This is a genomic window from Thalassovita mangrovi, assembly GCF_009857745.1.
Lineage (GTDB): Bacteria > Pseudomonadota > Alphaproteobacteria > Rhodobacterales > Rhodobacteraceae > Thalassobius > Thalassobius mangrovi.
In genome coordinates this window covers 13,459-31,777 of record NZ_WWEN01000009.1, presented here as the reverse complement: position 1 = coordinate 31,777, position 18,319 = coordinate 13,459, and the positions used below count along the sequence as shown (strand labels likewise).

The following is an 18,319-nucleotide window of genomic DNA, read 5'->3' as shown; positions in this document are numbered from 1 at the left end:
GGAAGGGGATGACGATGACAGGCAAGCTCTTCACGCTCAGCTGCGCCGCGCTGATGCTGGCGGGTGCGGCGCAGGCGCAAAGCGCCAACCGCTGCGCACCCCGCGATCAGGTGATCGCGCAACTGGCCGACCGCTATGGCGAAACCCGGCAATCCATCGGGCTGGGGTCGAATAACTCGGTGATCGAGGTTTACGCCTCGGGTGACACCGGCACCTGGACCATCCTCGCCACCCTGCCGAACGGGCTGAGCTGCCTGCTCGCCAGCGGCCAGGCCTATGAGGCGCTGGCCGGGGTGCAGCCCGCGCAGGGCACCCGGATCTGAACCGGCGCGATCACATCACCCCATCCCAGATCAGCTTCGCCCCGGTCAGGATCAGCAACACGTAGGTCAGGCCGAAAAAGACCCGCTCCGGAATCTGGTAATGCAGCCGCACACCGATCCACGCGCCAAGCAGCGCGAAGGGCGCCAGCACCAGGTCGGCCAGGAAAGTCTGCACCGAAAAGATGCCCAGCAGGAAATAGGGCACGAACTTGACCAGGTTGACCGCCCAGAAGGTCAGCACCGTGGTCGCCTGATAGGGCGTTTTGCCCAGCCCCCGCGACAGCAGGTAAACCGCCGCCGGCGGCCCGCCCGCATGGCTGATGAAGCTGGTGAAGCCTGCCACCGCCCCGGCGATCGCGCCGCCCCAGACCGGCATCGCCCGCCTGGGCGCGCCGATCAGTTTCAGCTTCAGCGCCAGTTGCCAGGCCACGAAGGCCACCGCGATACCGCCGATCAGGATGCGGAACACATCCGCGTCCACCGATTGATACAGCCATCCGCCCGCCACGATCCCGGGCAGCGATCCCAGGATCAGCACGCGGGCCTCGGGCCAGCTCCACTTTTTCCAATAGGGGCGCAGGGTCGACACATCGATCAGCATCAAGAGCGGCAGCATGATCCCGATCGCCTGGCCCGGTTCCAGAACGATGGCCAGAATCGCCGCCGAGGCAAACGCCGCCCCCGACCCGAAACCGCCCTTGGAAATGCCCGCAAACACCACGGCCGCCGCGGCAATCGCCAAAGTGGCCAAGTCCATATGCATTTCCCTAAATCCCCGCTATTCGCGCTATCGGCCCTGATTTAGCTGCAAAAATCGTCATATGACAGTCACAAAAATCCCGCCGCCGCATCGCAGCACTCTTGCGTGAAAGATCGGAAGGGTCTACCCCATGCGCGATTTCTCAACGGACCGGAGATAAATTCCATGGCCAGACCCAAGATTGCCCTTATCGGCGCAGGACAGATCGGTGGCACCCTTGCCCACCTCGTAGCCCTGAAAGAACTCGGTGACGTCGTTCTGTTCGACATCGCCGAAGGCACCCCCGAAGGCAAAGCGCTCGACATCGCTGAATCGGGCCCCTCGGAAGGGTTTGACGCCTCGCTGAAGGGTACTCAGGATTACGCCGACATCGCGGGCGCCGACGTCTGCATCGTCACCGCAGGCGTGCCGCGCAAGCCGGGCATGAGCCGCGACGACCTGCTGGGCATCAACCTGAAAGTCATGAAATCGGTCGGCGAAGGCATCGCCAAGAACGCCCCCGACGCCTTCGTGATCTGCATCACCAACCCGCTCGACGCGATGGTCTGGGCGCTGCAGCAGTTCTCGGGCCTGCCCGCGAACAAGGTCTGCGGCATGGCAGGCGTGCTGGATTCGGCCCGCTTCCGCCACTTCCTGGCCGAAGAATTCAACGTGTCGATGAAAGACGTCACCGCCTTCGTTCTGGGCGGCCACGGCGACACCATGGTTCCCTCGGTGCGCTACTCGACCGTCGCAGGCATCCCGCTGCCCGACCTGGTCGAAATGGGCTGGACCACCCAGGACAAGCTGGACGCCATCGTGCAGCGTACCCGTGACGGCGGCGCCGAAATCGTCGGCCTGCTGAAAACCGGTTCGGCCTTCTACGCGCCCGCCACTTCGGCGATCGAAATGGCCGAAGCCTACCTGAAAGACCAGAAGCGCGTCCTGCCCTGCGCCGCCTATTGCGACGGCGAGATCGGCGTCAAGGACATGTATGTCGGCGTGCCCACCGTGATCGGTGCCGGTGGCATCGAGAAGGTCGTCGACATCAAGCTGAACAAGGAAGAACAGGTCATGTTCGACAAGTCGGTCGACGCCGTCAAAGGCCTGGTCGCCGCTTGTAAGGAAATCGATCCGTCGCTGGCATAAGCGTCAGATCGTCTGCAAGACATCTCGAAAGGGTCCGGTTTTCCGGGCCCTTTTTCTTTTGCCATAGGTTCAGGGCTTCACCAGGGCCAGACGGGTCACCCGCTGCATTTCGGCCAGATAGTCCGCTTCCGGCCAGCCATTTTCCAGCACGCAATGCGCCCAGCCGTCCATGCTCAGCAGGGTGAAATAGAGATCCGTCGCCCGTGCCTCGGTCAGGTGATCCAGCAGATCGCCATCGGATTTCAGCGCATGGACGGCCGCCGCGCAGCCCTCCTTCATCGCGTGAATCCGGTCTTCCCAGGCCGATTTGGCTTCCTCGTCGCCGGGCCCCATCCGCATCAGCGATTGCTTCAAGGGATAGATCGCCGGGAAGAAGTCCAGCATCGCCTGGGTATAGGCGGTCAGGCGGCTGCGCCCGTCCGGTGCGGCGCGGCTGGGGGCCAGCCGGGTGTCTATATCCAGCTGATCGCCGAAATGCTGAATCGCTGCGGTCAGCATTTCGGAGCGATTGGAGAAATGATCATAGACCGTTTGCCGGGTGACGCCTGCGGCCTTGGCCACGTCGATCATCCGAAGGGGCGATCCCTCGGGGGCCAGCAACAGAGAAAGGACTGTATCCATAAGGAGTTGGCGGGTTTTTGTTCGTTTATTTGACATGATGTAAGATTTTCAATTGACACGATGTAAGGTTTTGCGGCATCTAACCGATATTCTTACACCGTGTCAAAAAGAGACTTACCATGACAAAATTCATCAAACCTTTCCTCTTCCTGTCCTCCACCGTCCTGCTGCTGGTCGGCCTGATGCTCAGCTTCGCGCCGGACGTGATGTATGCCAGTTCCGGGCACAGCCTGCCCGACATGACCCTGCTGCGCTCCGACCTGCGTTCGGGCGGGATGGTCTTGCTGGTCTGCGGCCTGTTCGTGCTCTGGTCCGCGCTGCGGGGCAGCCGCATCGAACTGGCGCTGCTGATCTCCGCCCTGGCCTTTCTCGGCTACGGTCTGGGCCGTGTCGTCAGCCTCGGTTTCGACGGGGCGCCGGACGCGACGCTGGCCACGGTCATGGCGATCGAATGGGCCTTGGGGCTGGCCGCGCTTGTCCTGCTGTGGCGGGGCAAGGGCACTGGCAACGGCACGCCGATGGCTGCCAACTAAGCTCACATTCAGAACCGAAACAGGCGGGTCTCATCCGGGGGATGAGGCCCGCCTTTTTGACGCCGAGCCCCAACGCAATCCGTAACTCGCCTTGGGAAACCACGCCGCGCAGGTGCGGCAGACCACCGTTGAGAAAACCGGCAGGGGCCGCGCTCCCTGCCCTGCGGGAAAAACTTAACCTGATAATCTTCAGCTTTTTGAATAAATTTGGCGTGCCGCGAATCACGACGAAAGCCGACTTCGCGTTTGTGATCACGCTTTTTGCGCGTGTGATCACAAATTGCAGAAATCTTCCCCAAATCCCGTCCGCGCCTAAAAAAACGATTAAACATCGCGTTGGCCTGTGTCAGACCGAAAACCAATCGTAGCAAGACGGGATAGGTTCATGAACATTCATGAGTATCAGGCGAAAGCACTGCTTCGCGAATACGGCGCCCCGGTTTCGGAAGGACGTGTCGTCCTGAAGGCCGAAGACGCCAAAACCGCCGCTGGCGAACTCGACGGCCCGCTTTGGGTGGTCAAGGCCCAGATCCACGCGGGTGGCCGCGGCAAGGGCAAGTTCAAGGAAGCCGACGCCGGTGAAAAAGGCGGCGTGCGCCTGGCCAAGTCGGTGGAAGAAGCCGCCGAGGAAGCCAAGAAGATGCTGGGCCGCACCCTGGTCACGCATCAGACCGGCCCGGCAGGCAAGCAGGTCAACCGCATCTATATCGAAGACGGTTCCGGCATCGAACGCGAACTGTACCTGGCGCTGCTGGTCGACCGCCAGTCGTCGCGCATTTCCTTCGTCTGCTCGACCGAGGGCGGCATGGATATCGAGGAAGTCGCCGCGTCGACCCCCGAAAAGATCCTCAGCTTCTCCGTCGATCCGGCTACCGGCTACATGCCGTTCCACGGCCGCCGCATCGCCTTCGCCCTGGGCCTCACCGGCGCGCAGGTCAAGCAATGCGTCGCGCTGATGGGCAACCTCTACCGTGCTTTCGTCGAGAAAGACATGGAGATGCTGGAAATCAACCCGCTGATCGTGATGGACGACGGCAACCTCAAGGTGCTGGACGCCAAGCTGGGCTTCGACGGCAACGCGGTCTACCGCCACGCCGACATCGCCGCGCTGCGCGACGAAACCGAAGAGGACCCGAAGGAACTGGCCGCGTCGAAGTTCGACCTGAACTACATCGCGCTGGACGGTGAAATCGGCTGCATGGTGAACGGCGCGGGTCTGGCCATGGCCACGATGGACATTATCAAGCTCTACGGCGCGGAACCGGCCAACTTCCTCGACGTGGGTGGCGGCGCCACCAAGGAAAAGGTCACCGAGGCGTTCAAGATCATCACCTCGGACCCGAACGTCAAAGGCATCCTGGTCAACATCTTCGGCGGCATCATGCGCTGCGACGTCATCGCCGAAGGCGTGGTCGCCGCGGTGAAGGAAGTCGGCCTGCAGGTCCCGCTGGTCGTCCGTCTGGAAGGCACCAACGTGGAAGCCGGCAAGGAGATCATCAACACCTCGGGTCTGAACGTGATCGCCGCTGACAACCTCAGCGACGGCGCCGAGAAGATCGTGAAAGCGGTGAAGGGTTGAGTTTGATGCGGTTTTCTCTGGCATCGCTGTTGTTTGCTTCGGCAACTCTGCTTGCAAGTTGCGGCAGTTCGGACCTCATGGAGGTCCGCGACGGTCCACAGCTCGAGTCACCCTATGGCGACAGCAAGCCGACACCAATGCCAGTGACCGCATCCATCCCGGTTGCACCCGTTCAGCCGGTCCAATCCGCAGTCGCTCAGGCTCCGGCAATGGAACCGGCGCTTTCGAATGCTTCGGTGGGATATTCGTCGCCTGTCTTTGCAGCTGCGAACGATCCCATTGGCGATGTGCCGTTGCTGGTTCAAGCTTGCGTCAATTCGGTTTGGGGGAACTTTACCAATGCCGATATCGTAACTCAGCGCGGCTACAGCCTTCAGAGAAATTCGGAAACACGTCGTACCTACTACAGAAAGTTCGCCACCAGCACCTTTGCAATGCTGAACGGGGAAACCAAATCTGCACGTTTGTCGCTGCGGGGAAATTCGATCCGCAGAGAAAACTACTGCACGATTGAAATCACCTCGTCCGGCCACGAAAGCAGTGTTCGGGCGTCCGCGATCAGCACTTTGCAATCATTGGGCTATCAATCTGCGGGCGGACAGACTTGGACAAACGGCGCCCACAGTCTTGAACTTTCGGGCTCTATGTCCGGGTCGCGGTCGGCACGTCGGGTGTCAGTATACTTCACTGCCAGACAATAACATACGTATCTGCGCTTGCAGCGCACAGAAAACAAGGAGCACGCCAAATGGCAGTCCTCGTAAATGAAAACACCAAGGTAATCTGTCAGGGCCTGACTGGCTCGCAAGGTACCTTCCACACCGAACAGGCAATCGCTTACGGCACCAAGATGGTCGGCGGCGTGACCCCGGGCAAAGGCGGCCAGGAACATCTGGGCCTGCCAGTCTTCAACTCGGTGCACGAAGCCAAGGCCAAGACCGAAGCCAACGCCACCGTGATCTATGTTCCCCCGCCCTTCGCGGCCGACTCGATCCTCGAAGCGATCGACGCGGAAATGGAACTGATCGTCTGCATCACCGAAGGCATCCCGGTGCTGGACATGATGAAGGTGAAGCGCGCGCTGATCGACAGCTCCTCGCGCCTGATCGGGCCGAACTGCCCGGGCGTCATCACCCCCGGCGCCTGCAAGATCGGCATCATGCCCGGCCACATCCACCAGCGTGGTTCGGTCGGCGTCGTGTCGCGGTCTGGCACCCTGACCTATGAGGCGGTCAAGCAGACCTCCGACATCGGCCTGGGCCAGTCCTCGGCGGTCGGCATCGGCGGCGACCCGATCAAGGGCACCGAACATATCGACGTGCTGGACATGTTCCTGGACGACGACGAAACCCACTCGATCATCATGATCGGGGAAATCGGCGGGTCGGCAGAAGAAGAAGCGGCCGAGTTCCTGAAGGAACAGAAGAAGAAGGGCCGCTGGAAGCCTTGTGCGGGCTTCATCGCCGGGCGCACTGCACCTCCGGGCCGCCGCATGGGCCACGCAGGCGCGATCGTCGCCGGCGGCAAGGGCGGCGCGGAAGACAAGATCGAGGCGATGAAATCCGCCGGTATCGTTGTCGCCGACAGCCCCGCCACCCTGGGCGAAGCCGTTCAGAAAGCCATCGAGCTCGGCTGAGATGGACCGGCTGCGCGACCATAACGGGCAAGGCCGCGCCGTGGGAAGCCCCGCGGCCCTGCTCTTCGTCGCCTTGATCGGGGCGCTTGTCCCGATCACCGTCGTTTCGGTCAAGAAGGCCGAGACGACGACGAGTTTCTGGGGCGGAGAGCTTCTTCGCCCCAATCCGCTTAGATAAGACCCTCACCCCCGTTTCCTTTGAGGAACAGCGCCATGAATGACCAGTCCCCCAACGATATCTTCCACGCCTCCAGCTTCATGCAGGGGCAGAACGCGGAATATCTCGAACAGCTTTACGCCCGCTATGCCAACGACCCCAATGCCGTAGACGAGGCCTGGCAGGAATTCTTCCGCCAGCTGGGCGACGAGGAAATGGACGTGAAGGCCGAAGCGCAGGGCCCGTCCTGGGCGCGCGCCGACTGGCCGCCGACCCCCAATGACGATCTGACCGCCGCGCTGGACGGGCAATGGCCCGCCGCCCCGGTCAAGGAAGCCAAGGAAGCGGGCAACAAGATCGCCGCCAAGGCCGCCGAAAAGGGCGTCGAGATTTCCGACGAACAGGTCAAGCGCGCCGTCCTGGATTCGATCCGCGCCCTGATGATCATCCGCGCCTACCGGATCCGCGGCCACCTGATCGCCGATATCGACCCGCTGGGGATGCGCGACCAGACCCCGCACCCGGAACTTGACCCCACCTCCTATGGCTTCACCGAGGCCGACATGGACCGGCCGATCTTCCTCGACAACGTGCTGGGGCTGCAGATCGCGTCGCTGCGCCAGATCATGGAGATCGTGAAGCGCACCTATTGCGGCACTTTCGCGCTGCAATACATGCATATTTCCAACCCCGAGGAAGCCGGCTGGCTGAAGGAACGGATCGAAGGCTTCGACAAGGAAATCACCTTCACCCGCGAAGGCCGCAAGGCGATCCTGAACAAGCTGGTCGAGGCCGAGGGCTTCGAGAAGTTCCTGCATGTGAAATACATGGGCACCAAGCGGTTCGGCCTGGACGGCGGCGAAGCGCTGATCCCGGCGATGGAACAGATCATCAAGCGCGGCGGCAACCTGGGCGCCAAGGAAATCGTCATCGGCATGCCGCACCGCGGCCGCCTGTCGGTTCTGGCCAACGTGCTGAGCAAACCCTACCGCGCCATCTTCAACGAATTCCAGGGCGGCAGCTTCAAGCCCGAGGACGTGGACGGGTCGGGCGACGTGAAATATCACCTCGGCGCCTCCTCGGACCGCGAATTCGACAATAACAAGGTGCACCTGTCGCTGACCGCCAACCCGTCGCACCTCGAAGCGGTGAACCCGGTGGTACTGGGCAAGGCGCGCGCCAAGACCGACCAGGCGCACGACCCCGAACGCCACACGGTGATCCCGGTGCTGCTGCACGGCGACGCGGCCTTTGCCGGTCAGGGCGTCGTGGCGGAATGTTTCGGCCTGTCGGGCCTGCGCGGTCACCGCACCGGCGGTACCATCCATATCGTGGTGAACAACCAGATCGGGTTCACCACCGCGCCGCATTTCTCGCGCTCCTCGCCCTATCCGACCGATATCGCGCTGATGGTGGAAGCGCCGATCTTCCACGTCAACGGCGACGATCCCGAAGCGGTGGTGCACGCCGCCAAGGTGGCGACCGAGTTCCGCCAGAAATTCCACAAGGACGTGGTCATCGACATGTTCTGTTATCGCCGCTTCGGCCATAACGAAGGCGATGAACCGATGTTCACCAACCCGGTCATGTACAACCGGATCAAGCGCCACAAGACCACGCTGCAGCTCTATACCGAACGGCTGGTCCAGGACGGTCTGATCCCGGAAGGTGAGATCGAGGACATGAAGGCCGCCTTCCAGGCCCAGCTGAACGAGGAATTCGAAGCGGGCAAGGATTACAAGCCGAACAAGGCAGACTGGCTCGACGGCCGCTGGTCGCATCTGGACAAGCAGCAGCGCAACAAATACCAGCGCGGCCAGACCGCGATTTCCGAAGACACCATGAAACAGGTGGGCGAGGCTCTGACCCGCGCGCCCGACGGGTTCAAGCTGCACAAAACCGTCGACCGCCTGCTGGACGCCAAGAAGAAGATGTTCGAAACCGGCACCGGCTTCGACTGGGCGACCGGCGAAGCGATGGCCTTCGGGTCGTTGCTGACCGAAGGCTACCCGGTGCGCCTGTCGGGCCAGGATTCGACCCGCGGCACCTTCTCGCAGCGCCATTCGGGCCTGGTGAACCAGGACACCGAGGAACGCTACTACCCGTTGAACCACATCCGCGAGGGCCAGGCCCGCTACGAGGTCATCGACTCGATGCTGTCGGAATACGCGGTGCTGGGTTTCGAATACGGCTATTCGCTGGCCGAACCGAACGCGCTGACCATGTGGGAAGCCCAGTTCGGCGATTTCGCCAACGGCGCGCAGATCATGTTTGACCAGTTCGTCAGCTCGGGCGAAGCCAAGTGGCTGCGGATGTCCGGCCTGGTCTGCCTGCTGCCGCACGGTTTCGAAGGCCAGGGCCCGGAACACAGCTCGGCCCGTCTGGAACGGTTCCTGACCATGTGCGGCGGCGACAACTGGATCGTCGCCAACTGCAGCACGCCGGCGAACTATTTCCACATCCTGCGCCGTCAGCTGCACCGCACCTACCGCAAGCCGCTGATCCTGATGACGCCGAAATCGCTGTTGCGTCACAAGATGTGCATTTCGGATGCCGAGGATTTCCTGACCGGATCGTCCTTCCACCGGGTGCTGTGGGATGACGCCGAGAAGGGCCATTCCGACACCCAGCTGGTGGCCGACGACAAGATCAAGCGCGTGGTGATGTGTTCGGGCAAGGTCTATTACGACCTGCTGGAAGAACGCGACGCGCGCGGGCTGACCGACGTCTACCTGATGCGGGTCGAACAGTTCTACCCGTTCCCGGCGATGACCCTGACCAAGGAACTGGACCGGTTCAAGAACGCCGAAATGGTCTGGTGCCAGGAAGAACCGAAGAACCAGGGCGCCTGGTCCTTCATCGAACCCAATATCGAATGGGTGCTGACCCGGATCGGCGCCAAGCACACCCGCCCGACCTATGCCGGACGCGCCGCCTCGGCCTCGCCCGCGACCGGTCTGGCAAGCCAGCACAAAGCGCAACAACAACAGCTCGTCGACGACGCGCTGACCATCGAAGGAAAATAACCGATGACGACCGAAGTACGTGTCCCCACCCTCGGCGAATCCGTCACCGAAGCGACGGTCGCCACCTGGTTCAAGAAACCGGGCGATGCCGTCGCCGCCGATGAGATGCTGTGTGAGCTGGAAACCGACAAGGTAACCGTCGAAGTCCCCAGCCCAGCCGCCGGCACCCTGGCCGAGGTGATCGCCGCGGAAGGTTCCACCGTCGGCGTCGACGCCCTGCTGGCGATGATCACCGAAGGCGCCGCAGCCCCCGCCCCGGCGCCCGCCGCCAAGGCCGAAGCTGCCGCAGCCCCGGCCGCCGCAGGTCAGTCGGTCGATGTGATGGTACCCTCCTTGGGTGAATCGGTGACCGAGGCCACGGTTTCCACCTGGTTCAAGAAAGTGGGCGACACCGTGGCGCAGGACGAAATGCTGTGCGAACTGGAAACCGATAAAGTGTCGGTCGAAGTGCCCGCTCCCGCCGCCGGCGTGCTGGCCGAAATCGTGGCCGGCGAAGGCACCACCGTCGATGCCTCCGCCAAGCTGGCGGTGATCGCCTCCGGCGCGGGCGCTGTCGCCGCCGCCCCGGCCACCGCAGCCCCTGCCCCCGCCGCCGCTACGGCCGCGACCGGCAAGGATGTCGAAGACGCACCCTCGGCCAAGAAAGCGATGGCAGAAGCGGGCATCAGCCGCGACGCCGTGGCCGGCACAGGCAAGGACGGCCGGGTGATGAAGCAGGACGTGGCCAAGGCCGTCGCCGCAGCCGCGGCAGCCCCCGCCGCCACCGCGCCCGCCGCCCAGGCCCCGATGCCGCGCGGCCCGGTCAGCGCCGATGACGCCGCACGCGAGGAGCGGGTCAAGATGACCCGCCTGCGCCAGACCATCGCGCGCCGCCTGAAGGACGCGCAGAACACCGCCGCGATCCTGACCACCTATAACGAGGTGGACATGACCGAATGCATGGCGCTGCGGAAGGAATACAAGGACCTGTTCGAGAAGAAACACGGCGCCCGCCTGGGCTTCATGTCCTTCTTCACCAAGGCCTGCTGCCACGCGCTGAAAGAGGTTCCCGAGGTCAACGCCGAAATCGACGGCACCGACATCGTCTACAAGAACTTCGTCCACATGGGCATCGCCGCGGGCACCCCGCAGGGCCTGGTCGTTCCGGTGATCCGCGACGCCGACCAGATGTCGTTTGCCGAGATCGAAAAGGCGATCGCCGAAAAGGGCAAGCGCGCCCGCGACGGCAAGCTCAGCATGGCCGAAATGCAGGGCGGCACCTTCACCATCTCGAACGGTGGCGTCTACGGCTCGCTGATGTCCTCGCCGATCCTGAACCCGCCGCAATCGGGTATCTTGGGCATGCACAAGATCCAGGACCGCCCGATGGTCATCAACGGCGAAATCAAGATCCGCCCGATGATGTACCTGGCGCTGAGCTACGATCACCGCATCGTCGACGGCAAGGGCGCCGTGACCTTCCTGGTCCGCGTCAAGGAAGCGCTGGAAGACCCGCGCCGGCTGTTGATGGATCTGTAAGCGGTGGGGTAAAACCCCACCCTACGGAAAACAGGGAAAGGCGGGCCACGGTCCGCCTTATCCGGAACGGGAAAGGTTTTCGTGTTGGTCCTCGTGTCGTTCTTTCCAGATGCCGTTCCCGACCGGCTTTTCCGGAAGGGCGTCCTGACATGACCGCCGAAAAAACCGCCCTCGTCTCCTGCATGCGCAACGAAGGTTTCTGCGCACTGAAACGGATCGCCGATCACCAGGGGCCGGGCTTCGCCGCGATCCTGACGCCAGAGCAGCGCCGCGCCCGGATCAGGAACGCCGCATGACTTCTTCTGTTCACAAATATCCTCGGGGGGAGGCCCGCCAGGGCCGTGGGGGGCAGACAGCCCCCCGCCCCGCCCGCCAACACGCAACACCACCCTCAAAGACCTGACGGAGACACCCAATGGCACAATATGACGTAATCGTAATCGGCGCCGGCCCCGGCGGCTACGTGGCCGCGATCCGCTGCGCCCAGCTGGGCCTGAAAACCGCCTGTGTCGAAGGCCGCGACACCCTGGGCGGCACCTGCCTGAACGTGGGCTGCATCCCGTCCAAGGCGATGCTGCATGCCTCCCACCAGCTCCACGAGGCGGAACACAATTTCGAAAAGATGGGCCTGAAGGGCGCCGCGCCCAAGGTCGACTGGAAACAGATGCTGGCCTACAAGGACGACGTCGTCGCGACCAATACCAAGGGCGTCGAATTCCTGTTCAAGAAGAACAAGATCGACTGGATCAAGGGCTGGGCACAGGTCCCCGAGGCGGGCAAGGTCAAGGTCGGCGACGACATCCATGAGGCCAAGAACATCATCGTGGCCACTGGTTCCGAAGCCTCCTCGATCCCGGGCGTCGAGATCGACGAGAAGGTCGTGGTCAGCTCCACCGGCGCGCTGGAACTGCCGAAGATCCCGAAGAAGCTGGTGGTGATCGGCGCCGGCGTGATCGGGCTGGAACTGGGCTCGGTCTATGCCCGGCTCGGCACCGAGGTGACCGTGGTGGAATTCCTCGACCAGATCACCCCCGGCATGGACGCCGAGGTGCAGAAAACCCTCCAGCGCGTGCTGAAGAAACAGGGGCTGAACTTCGTCATGGGCGCCGCCGTGCAGTCGGTCGAAGCGATGAAAACCAAGGCCAAGGTCACCTACAAGCTGCGCAAGGACGATAGCGAGGCCACGGTCGACGCCGACGTGGTGCTGGTCGCGACGGGGCGCAAACCCTTCACCGACGGGCTGGGGCTGGAAGCGCTTGGCGTGGAACTCAGCCCACGCGGCCAGATCAGGACCGACGGGCATTGGCAGACCAACGTCCCCGGCATCTATGCCATCGGCGACGTGATCGACGGGCCGATGCTGGCGCATAAGGCCGAGGACGAAGGCATGGCCTGCGCCGAGGTCATCGCCGGCAAGGCGGGCCATGTGAATTACGACGTGATCCCCGGCGTGATCTACACCACGCCCGAGGTTGCCACCGTCGGCAAGACCGAACAGCAGCTGAAGGAAGAAGGCCGCGCCTACAAGGTCGGCAAGTTCCCCTTCATGGGCAATGGCCGCGCCAAGGCGGTGTTCCAGGGCGAAGGCTTCGTCAAGCTGCTGGTGGATGCCGAAACCGACCGCATCCTGGGCTGCCACATCATCGGCCCGTCGGCGGGTGACCTGATCCACGAAATCTGCGTCGGCATGGAATTCGGCGCCTCGGCCGAAGACATCGCGCTGACCTGCCACGCCCACCCGACCTTTTCGGAAGCGGTGCGCGAAGCGGCGCTGGCCTGCGGCGACGGTGCGATCCACGTGTGATCCTGCCGCAGTGATTGCCAATATCGAAAAGGCCACCCGCTCGGGTGGCCTTTTTGCTGGCAACGCTCAGGATTGATCAGTCAATGAAGCCGACGAACCGCGCGGTTTCCTCCACCGGGCGGCGCCGCGACACCACCGCGTTGGCCGGGAATTCCTCGTCCGGCCAGCCCATGGCGACACAGGTCATGATCACCTGATCGTCGGGAATCTGCGCCACCTCGCGCACGACGGGCGATTGCATGATGCCCTGCCCGTTGATCACCGTGCCCAGCCCGCGGTCCCACGCCGCCAGCACCAGCCCGAAGGTAACCGCGCCGAGATCGAAATGCGCGATGGTGCCATGCATCTGCGCCGACTTGTCGAAGGTCACCACGATCGACACCGGCGCGTCGAACTGGCGAAACCCGCGCATCACCCAGTCCTGACGCATTTCCTTGTCTTCGCGGGCGATGCCCATGGCGGCAAACAGTTGCTTGGCGATCTCCACCTGCCGTTCCCGGTGGACGCCCTCATAGGTGCCGTGATCGGGGATTTCGCGCTGCGGCGGCACACCGGCCAGCATCTTTTCGCAATTGCCCTGCCGCACCCGTTCCAGCGGTTCGCCGGTCAGCACGTGGAAATGCCAGGGCTGCGTGTTCATCGACGACGGTGCCCGGCTGGCCAGCGCGATGATTTCTTCCAGCAAAGCGCGCGGCACCGGGTCGGGCCTGTAGCCGCGAATGCTGCGCCGCCCGTTTATCGCCTGTTCCAGTTCCATCTTGTCCTCCCTGTCTCCTTCTCCGGCGGCGAGGGTTGGATAATCGCAGGCCCTGGTCAACGCAGAACGCGGCGTCACGGGCGGCGGCGCGGTTCCACTATTGCGCCACACGGGAATATCTTCATTCTACCTGAAAAGGAATTTTCATGTCGCATATTCTGCTCAAGTCGAACCGCAATTACCGGCTGATCTTTTCCGCCAGCGCCGTGTCCAACCTGGGCGACGGGGTGTCCAGCGTCGCCATGCCCTGGCTCGCCACGCTGCTGACCCGCGACCCGCTGCTGATCTCGGCCGTCGCCATGGCGCAGCGGCTGCCTTGGTTCCTGTTCGCCCTGCCCGCCGGCGTCTGGACCGACCGCGCCGACCGCAGGCGGCTGATGGTGCGGGCCGATCTGGTGCGGCTGGCGCTGACGCTTTGCATCACCGGCATGGTTCTGTCCGCCGCCGCGATACCGCCCGCGACCGGCGGGACGGGGATGATCCTGACCCTTGCGCTCATTTCCTTCCTGCTTGGTACGGCGGAGGTGATCCGCGACAACGCCGCCCAGACCGTGATGCCCTCGCTGGTCCGCCCGGACGACCTGGAACAGGCCAATGGCCAGATGTGGAGCGCCGAACAGATCACCAACCAGTTCATCGGCCCGCCGCTGGCAGGCGTTCTGATCGGCGCCGGGATCGCGCTGCCTTTCGGGGTCGACGCCGCCACCTTCGCGCTGTCGGCGGCGCTGATCTGGCTGATCGCCCTGCCGCCATCGCCGACGCGCAGCCGCGCGCGGTTCTGGCCCGCGCTGGTCGAGGGGCTGTCCTGGATGCGCCGCAACCGGAAAATCCTGCGTCTGGCGCTGATGCTGGCCGCGATCAACGCGGTGTTCATCGGCGGCATGACCATCCTGGTGCTGTATGCGCAAGAGGTGCTGGGGCTTTCCGCGGCCGGTTACGGCCTGCTGCTGACCTGCGGCGCGGCGGGTGGGGTGCTGGGCGGGCTGACCGCCCCAAGGCTGGCCCGGCGCATCGGCATGCGCGCCAGCCTGATGCTGGCGCTGTTCGCCTTCATGCTGCTGCAACTGCTGCTGGGCCTGTTCAGTTCGGTCACCCTGGCCGGGATCGCGCTGTTCCTGGAGGCGGCGGGCGGCATGTTGTGGAACGTGGTCACCGTCAGCTACCGGCAAAGGCGTATTCCCGACCAACTGCTGGGCCGGGTGAATTCGGTCTATCGCTTCTTCGGCTGGGGGGCGATGCCCTTCGGTGCGCTTGGCGCCGGGGCACTGGTGGCGGCGCTGGAACCGGGGCTGGGGCGAATCGCGGCGCTGCATGCGCCTTATCTCATCTCGGCAGCGATCTGTTTCCTGTTGTTGCTTTACGGCTTCCTGAAACTGCGCTTCGACGAGGTGTAGGCCCCACCCGAGCGCGGCTCTTACCACATGGTCGTCGCGGCGCGTCCGGCCCAGTCGCGGTCATAGCTTTCGCCGTCGAAATCGCCCTCGGTCATCGCTGACAGGATCTGCCCCACCGTGGGCAGGTCGCCGCTTTCGTCCTCGCCCGACCACAACCGCGCCCGGATGATCGCGCGGGCGCACTGGGTGTAGATTTCCTGGATGCGGATCACGATCACCGACCGCGGCTGCTTGCCGTTGCGGTCGAACCGCGCGATCAGGTCCTCATCCGCCGTCACTCGCGCTTCGCCATTGACCCGCACCGCGTTGGACGATCCCGGCACCATGAACATCAGCGCGATACGCGGGTCGCGCACGATATTGCGCAACGTGTCGATCCGGTTGTTGCCGCGCCAGTCGGGCAGCGCCAGCGTGTGTTCGTCGAGTTCCAGAACCACCGGGCCGTCATCGCCGCGCGGGCTGCCATCGGCGCCTTCGGGCCCGACGGTCGACACCACGCAGAACCGCGACGCCATGATCCAGCGGCGGTATTCCGGCGTCATCCGCCGCGCCACCTTCTTCAGCGACGCCTCACCCGGTTCGCCGTAAAGCGCCTCAAGCGCCTCGATATCCTCAATCCACTGCATCCGGATCGAACCCCGCTTCTCTCATCAAAGCGTCCGAGGCGGTTTCCACCTCCTCTTCGAGCCGCGCCATGAATTCGGTGCGCGGCAATCCGGCCGGGATCGCCGGCAGGAATTCCACCACCGCCAGCCCCGGCTTGCGGTAAATCCCGGTGCGCTTCCAGAACACGCCCACATTGGTCGCCACCGGCACGCAATCCTCGCCCAGCTCCTCGGCCAGGACCGCCGCGCCGACCTTGTAGGGCTTTTTCACCCCGGCGGCGACGCGGGTGCCTTGCGGATAGATCACCAGCTGACCGGGCAGTTTCTTGCCCTTGGCGACATCCGCGACCATCTTCTTGATCGCCATGCCGCGCTTGCCGCGATCGACCGGCACGCAGCCGATGCGATAGGCGTATTGGCCGATCACCGGGGTCCACAGCAATTCGCGCTTCATGATGAATTTCGCCGCAGGCAGGGCGTTGAAGATCAGCAGGATGTCGAAGAAGGACTGGTGCTTGGCCGCCACGATCAGGTCGCCCGAGGGCACCTCGCCGCGGACCTCGCCACGCAGCCCCACCATCCAGCGCGCCGACCACAGCACCCAGCGGCAATAGAGCTTGCAGGCATAGCGGGCACCGTGATGGGTCAGCAAAGCGGCGGGGAAAAACAGGATTCCGATGATCCCCATCATTGCATAGATCTGGATCACGAAGACCAGGCTGCGCAGCCATTGCCAGGCATGGGCGATCGTGCGGAGCATCACGGCAGTTCCTTCAGCTTGCGGGTAGCGGCGGCGCGGGTGGCGGCGAAGGCGACAGCGGCGCCGATCACCGGGATCAGCAGCGGCCAGAACCAATCGGCGCCCTGGAAGCCGAGCCCGGTCAGGAACCCGCCCTCCTGCTGCGCCGAGGGCAGCAGGGTGACGGCGATCAGCCCCGCGACCATCCCCGCCGCCGCGCCGGTGAAGCCGCGCAGGGTGAAGCGGCGCACGAAGGCGCCGGCGATATAGCTGTCCTGCGCGCCGACCAGCCGCAGCACCGAAATCACCTGCTTGTTGGCCGACAGCGCCGCCTGCGCCGCCAGCGTGATCATCGCCGCCATCGCGCCGCCGATCAGCAGGAACGACGTCCAGCCCAGCAGCCGCAGCCGCGACGCCGCCCGCACCAGCGGTTTGCGCCAGCGGGTGTGATCGTCCAGCACCGCGCCGGGCACCTCGGCCGCCAGCCGCAGCCGCAACCCGGCGGCGTCATAGCCTTGCGCGGTCTCGTCGATCTCGATCAGCTGCGGGATCGGCAGCGTATCGAGCGGCAGGTCGGGGCCGAAGAACGGCTCCAGCAGAGCGCGTTGTTCTTCTTCGCTCAGCGCCTTCGCGGTGGCCACGCCCGGCGTGGTTTCCAGCACCCGCAACGCGGCGGCCACCTGGGTTTCCATCTGGTCGGCGGGTGCGGAAATCCGCAGCGTCGACGAGCGCGCCAGGTCGTTGCTCCAGCGATCGGCCAGCCGCCCGGCGGCCAGCGACAGCGCCAGCGCGAACACCGCCAGGAAAGCCATCGCGGCGGCGCTGAAGGTGGTCAGGTTGGCGGTGAAGCCGCTCGGCGGCACCACCCGGTCGGCCTGCGCGTCGCCGACGAACAGCGTGGTGAAACGTGTCGCGATGCTCATAGGTCCGCCCCCGCCAACTGCACCCGCCGGTTGGCGATCCGCAGCACCCGCGCGGGCACCTGCCCCTTGGCGGCGCGGATCAGGTTCAAATCGTGGGTGGCGACCATGATCGTCTTGCCCATCCGGTTCAGTTCGACCAGCAATTGCAGCAGTCGCTGCGACATCTCCCAGTCGATATTGCCGGTGGGTTCGTCCGCCAGCACCACGTCGGGCGACATGATCACCGCGCGGGCCAGCGCGGCGCGCTGCCGTTCACCCCCCGACAGTTCCGGCGGCAGCGCCTCGGCGCGGGATTTCAGCCCGACCCAGGCCATCAGTTCCTTCAGATTGGCCAGTTCGTCGATATTGTGGCGCCCCGACACGGTCAGCGGCAGGGCGATGTTTTCGCGCAGCGGCAGATGGTCAAGGAACTGGCAATCCTGATGCACCACCCCGATGCGGCGGCGGTTCAGCGCGATCTCGTCGCGGTCCATCAGCCGCACGTCGCGGTCGAACAGCCGCACGTGACCGGCGGTTGGCAGAAGCGCGCCGTAGCACAGTTTCATGAAGGTGGTCTTGCCCGCGCCGGAAGGTCCGGTCAGGAAATGGAACGACCCGGGCGACAGTTTCAGGGAAATGTCGCTCAGCAGTTCACCACCGCCATAACTATACGCCACGTTTTCTAACTCGATCACCGCTGCCCCCATTGAACGCTGCCTTTTTCTGCACGACACGAGGCCCAGATGCAATGCGGCAAAGCTCTGTTAAGCTTTGCACTTTTCGACACCCATGTTCCGCCATATAGTCACCTTCGACAAGGCAAGCCGGGGAACGGGA

General features: G+C 64.0%; 19 protein-coding genes. 12 read left to right on the top strand and 7 right to left on the bottom strand.

Going from position 1 to position 18,319, the window contains the following annotated elements; genetic code table 11:
• Positions 1 to 14 precede the first annotated feature (14 nt).
• Entirely contained in the window at positions 15 to 323 is a 309-nt protein-coding gene (locus GR167_RS17015) for a hypothetical protein (RefSeq protein ID WP_160974930.1), read from the top strand.
• Between the two features lie 10 nt (positions 324 to 333).
• Here GR167_RS17015 and GR167_RS17010 read toward each other — a convergent pair whose 3' ends face one another.
• Positions 334 to 1,080 (bottom strand): sulfite exporter TauE/SafE family protein, encoded by a 747-nt coding sequence (locus tag GR167_RS17010; RefSeq protein ID WP_160974929.1) that lies wholly within the window; start codon positions 1,078 to 1,080, stop codon positions 334 to 336.
• A 168-nt stretch (positions 1,081 to 1,248) separates the two neighbouring features.
• Between GR167_RS17010 and mdh the strand changes: the two genes are divergently transcribed.
• Complete coding sequence (gene mdh / locus GR167_RS17005; protein WP_160974928.1) at positions 1,249 to 2,211, top strand: malate dehydrogenase; 963 nt, start codon at positions 1,249 to 1,251, stop codon at positions 2,209 to 2,211.
• A gap of 69 nt (positions 2,212 to 2,280) precedes the next feature.
• Here the strand turns inward: mdh and GR167_RS17000 are convergent, their stop codons facing one another.
• A complete protein-coding gene (locus GR167_RS17000) occupies positions 2,281 to 2,832 on the bottom strand; it encodes a TetR/AcrR family transcriptional regulator (RefSeq protein ID WP_160974927.1) in 552 nt (183 codons plus the stop codon).
• A 119-nt stretch (positions 2,833 to 2,951) separates the two neighbouring features.
• On the opposite strand from GR167_RS17000, the gene GR167_RS16995 reads away from it, so the two are divergent.
• The 9 genes from GR167_RS16995 to lpdA all read left to right on the top strand — a co-directional run bounded on the left by GR167_RS16995 (position 2,952) and on the right by lpdA (position 13,085).
• On the top strand, positions 2,952 to 3,365 hold the full coding sequence (locus tag GR167_RS16995; RefSeq protein WP_160974926.1) for a DUF4345 domain-containing protein: 414 nt from the start codon (positions 2,952 to 2,954) through the stop codon (positions 3,363 to 3,365).
• 385 nt (positions 3,366 to 3,750) lie between these two features.
• A complete protein-coding gene (gene sucC / locus GR167_RS16990) occupies positions 3,751 to 4,944 on the top strand; it encodes an ADP-forming succinate--CoA ligase subunit beta (protein WP_160974925.1) in 1,194 nt (397 codons plus the stop codon).
• Positions 4,945 to 4,949: 5 nt separating this feature from the next.
• Positions 4,950 to 5,645, top strand: coding sequence for a hypothetical protein (locus tag GR167_RS16985; RefSeq protein WP_160974924.1), 696 nt, complete (start codon positions 4,950 to 4,952; stop codon positions 5,643 to 5,645).
• A 47-nt stretch (positions 5,646 to 5,692) separates the two neighbouring features.
• Positions 5,693 to 6,580, top strand: coding sequence for a succinate--CoA ligase subunit alpha (gene sucD, locus GR167_RS16980; RefSeq protein ID WP_160974923.1), 888 nt, complete (start codon positions 5,693 to 5,695; stop codon positions 6,578 to 6,580).
• Between the two features lies 1 nt (position 6,581).
• The gene (locus GR167_RS16975; RefSeq protein WP_160974922.1) at positions 6,582 to 6,758 is read left to right on the top strand and encodes a hypothetical protein; all 177 of its coding nucleotides are present in this window, start codon (positions 6,582 to 6,584) and stop codon (positions 6,756 to 6,758) included.
• Between the two features lie 35 nt (positions 6,759 to 6,793).
• Positions 6,794 to 9,763, top strand: coding sequence for a 2-oxoglutarate dehydrogenase E1 component (locus tag GR167_RS16970; RefSeq protein WP_160974921.1), 2,970 nt, complete (start codon positions 6,794 to 6,796; stop codon positions 9,761 to 9,763).
• Between the two features lie 3 nt (positions 9,764 to 9,766).
• Positions 9,767 to 11,281, top strand: a complete 1,515-nt coding sequence (gene odhB / locus GR167_RS16965; RefSeq protein WP_160974920.1) for a 2-oxoglutarate dehydrogenase complex dihydrolipoyllysine-residue succinyltransferase — start codon at positions 9,767 to 9,769, stop codon at positions 11,279 to 11,281.
• A gap of 149 nt (positions 11,282 to 11,430) precedes the next feature.
• Positions 11,431 to 11,577: a hypothetical protein gene (locus GR167_RS16960; RefSeq protein ID WP_160974919.1), complete on the top strand. Its 147-nt coding sequence runs from the start codon at positions 11,431 to 11,433 to the stop codon at positions 11,575 to 11,577.
• A 119-nt stretch (positions 11,578 to 11,696) separates the two neighbouring features.
• Positions 11,697 to 13,085 (top strand): dihydrolipoyl dehydrogenase, encoded by a 1,389-nt coding sequence (gene lpdA, locus GR167_RS16955; protein WP_160974918.1) that lies wholly within the window; start codon positions 11,697 to 11,699, stop codon positions 13,083 to 13,085.
• A 76-nt stretch (positions 13,086 to 13,161) separates the two neighbouring features.
• On the opposite strand, the gene GR167_RS16950 is transcribed toward lpdA, so the two are convergent.
• The gene (locus GR167_RS16950; RefSeq protein WP_160974917.1) at positions 13,162 to 13,842 is read right to left on the bottom strand and encodes a nitroreductase; all 681 of its coding nucleotides are present in this window, start codon (positions 13,840 to 13,842) and stop codon (positions 13,162 to 13,164) included.
• Positions 13,843 to 13,988: 146 nt separating this feature from the next.
• Between GR167_RS16950 and GR167_RS16945 the strand changes: the two genes are divergently transcribed.
• Positions 13,989 to 15,236, top strand: coding sequence for an MFS transporter (locus tag GR167_RS16945; RefSeq protein WP_160974916.1), 1,248 nt, complete (start codon positions 13,989 to 13,991; stop codon positions 15,234 to 15,236).
• Between the two features lie 20 nt (positions 15,237 to 15,256).
• On the opposite strand, the gene GR167_RS16940 is transcribed toward GR167_RS16945, so the two are convergent.
• The 4 genes from GR167_RS16940 to GR167_RS16925 are packed head-to-tail and all read right to left on the bottom strand — an operon-like array spanning position 15,257 to position 18,177.
• Entirely contained in the window at positions 15,257 to 15,862 is a 606-nt protein-coding gene (locus GR167_RS16940; RefSeq protein ID WP_160974915.1) for a pyridoxamine 5'-phosphate oxidase family protein, read from the bottom strand.
• Complete coding sequence (locus GR167_RS16935; RefSeq protein WP_212770025.1) at positions 15,849 to 16,601, bottom strand: lysophospholipid acyltransferase family protein; 753 nt, start codon at positions 16,599 to 16,601, stop codon at positions 15,849 to 15,851. The genes GR167_RS16940 and GR167_RS16935 overlap by 14 nt, the downstream gene beginning before the upstream one ends.
• The gene (locus GR167_RS16930) at positions 16,601 to 17,503 is read right to left on the bottom strand and encodes a cell division protein FtsX (protein WP_160974914.1); all 903 of its coding nucleotides are present in this window, start codon (positions 17,501 to 17,503) and stop codon (positions 16,601 to 16,603) included. The genes GR167_RS16935 and GR167_RS16930 overlap by 1 nt, the downstream gene beginning before the upstream one ends.
• The gene (locus GR167_RS16925; protein WP_160974913.1) at positions 17,500 to 18,177 is read right to left on the bottom strand and encodes a cell division ATP-binding protein FtsE; all 678 of its coding nucleotides are present in this window, start codon (positions 18,175 to 18,177) and stop codon (positions 17,500 to 17,502) included. Before GR167_RS16925 ends, GR167_RS16930 begins: the two co-directional genes overlap by 4 nt.
• Positions 18,178 to 18,319: the final 142 nt, after the last annotated feature.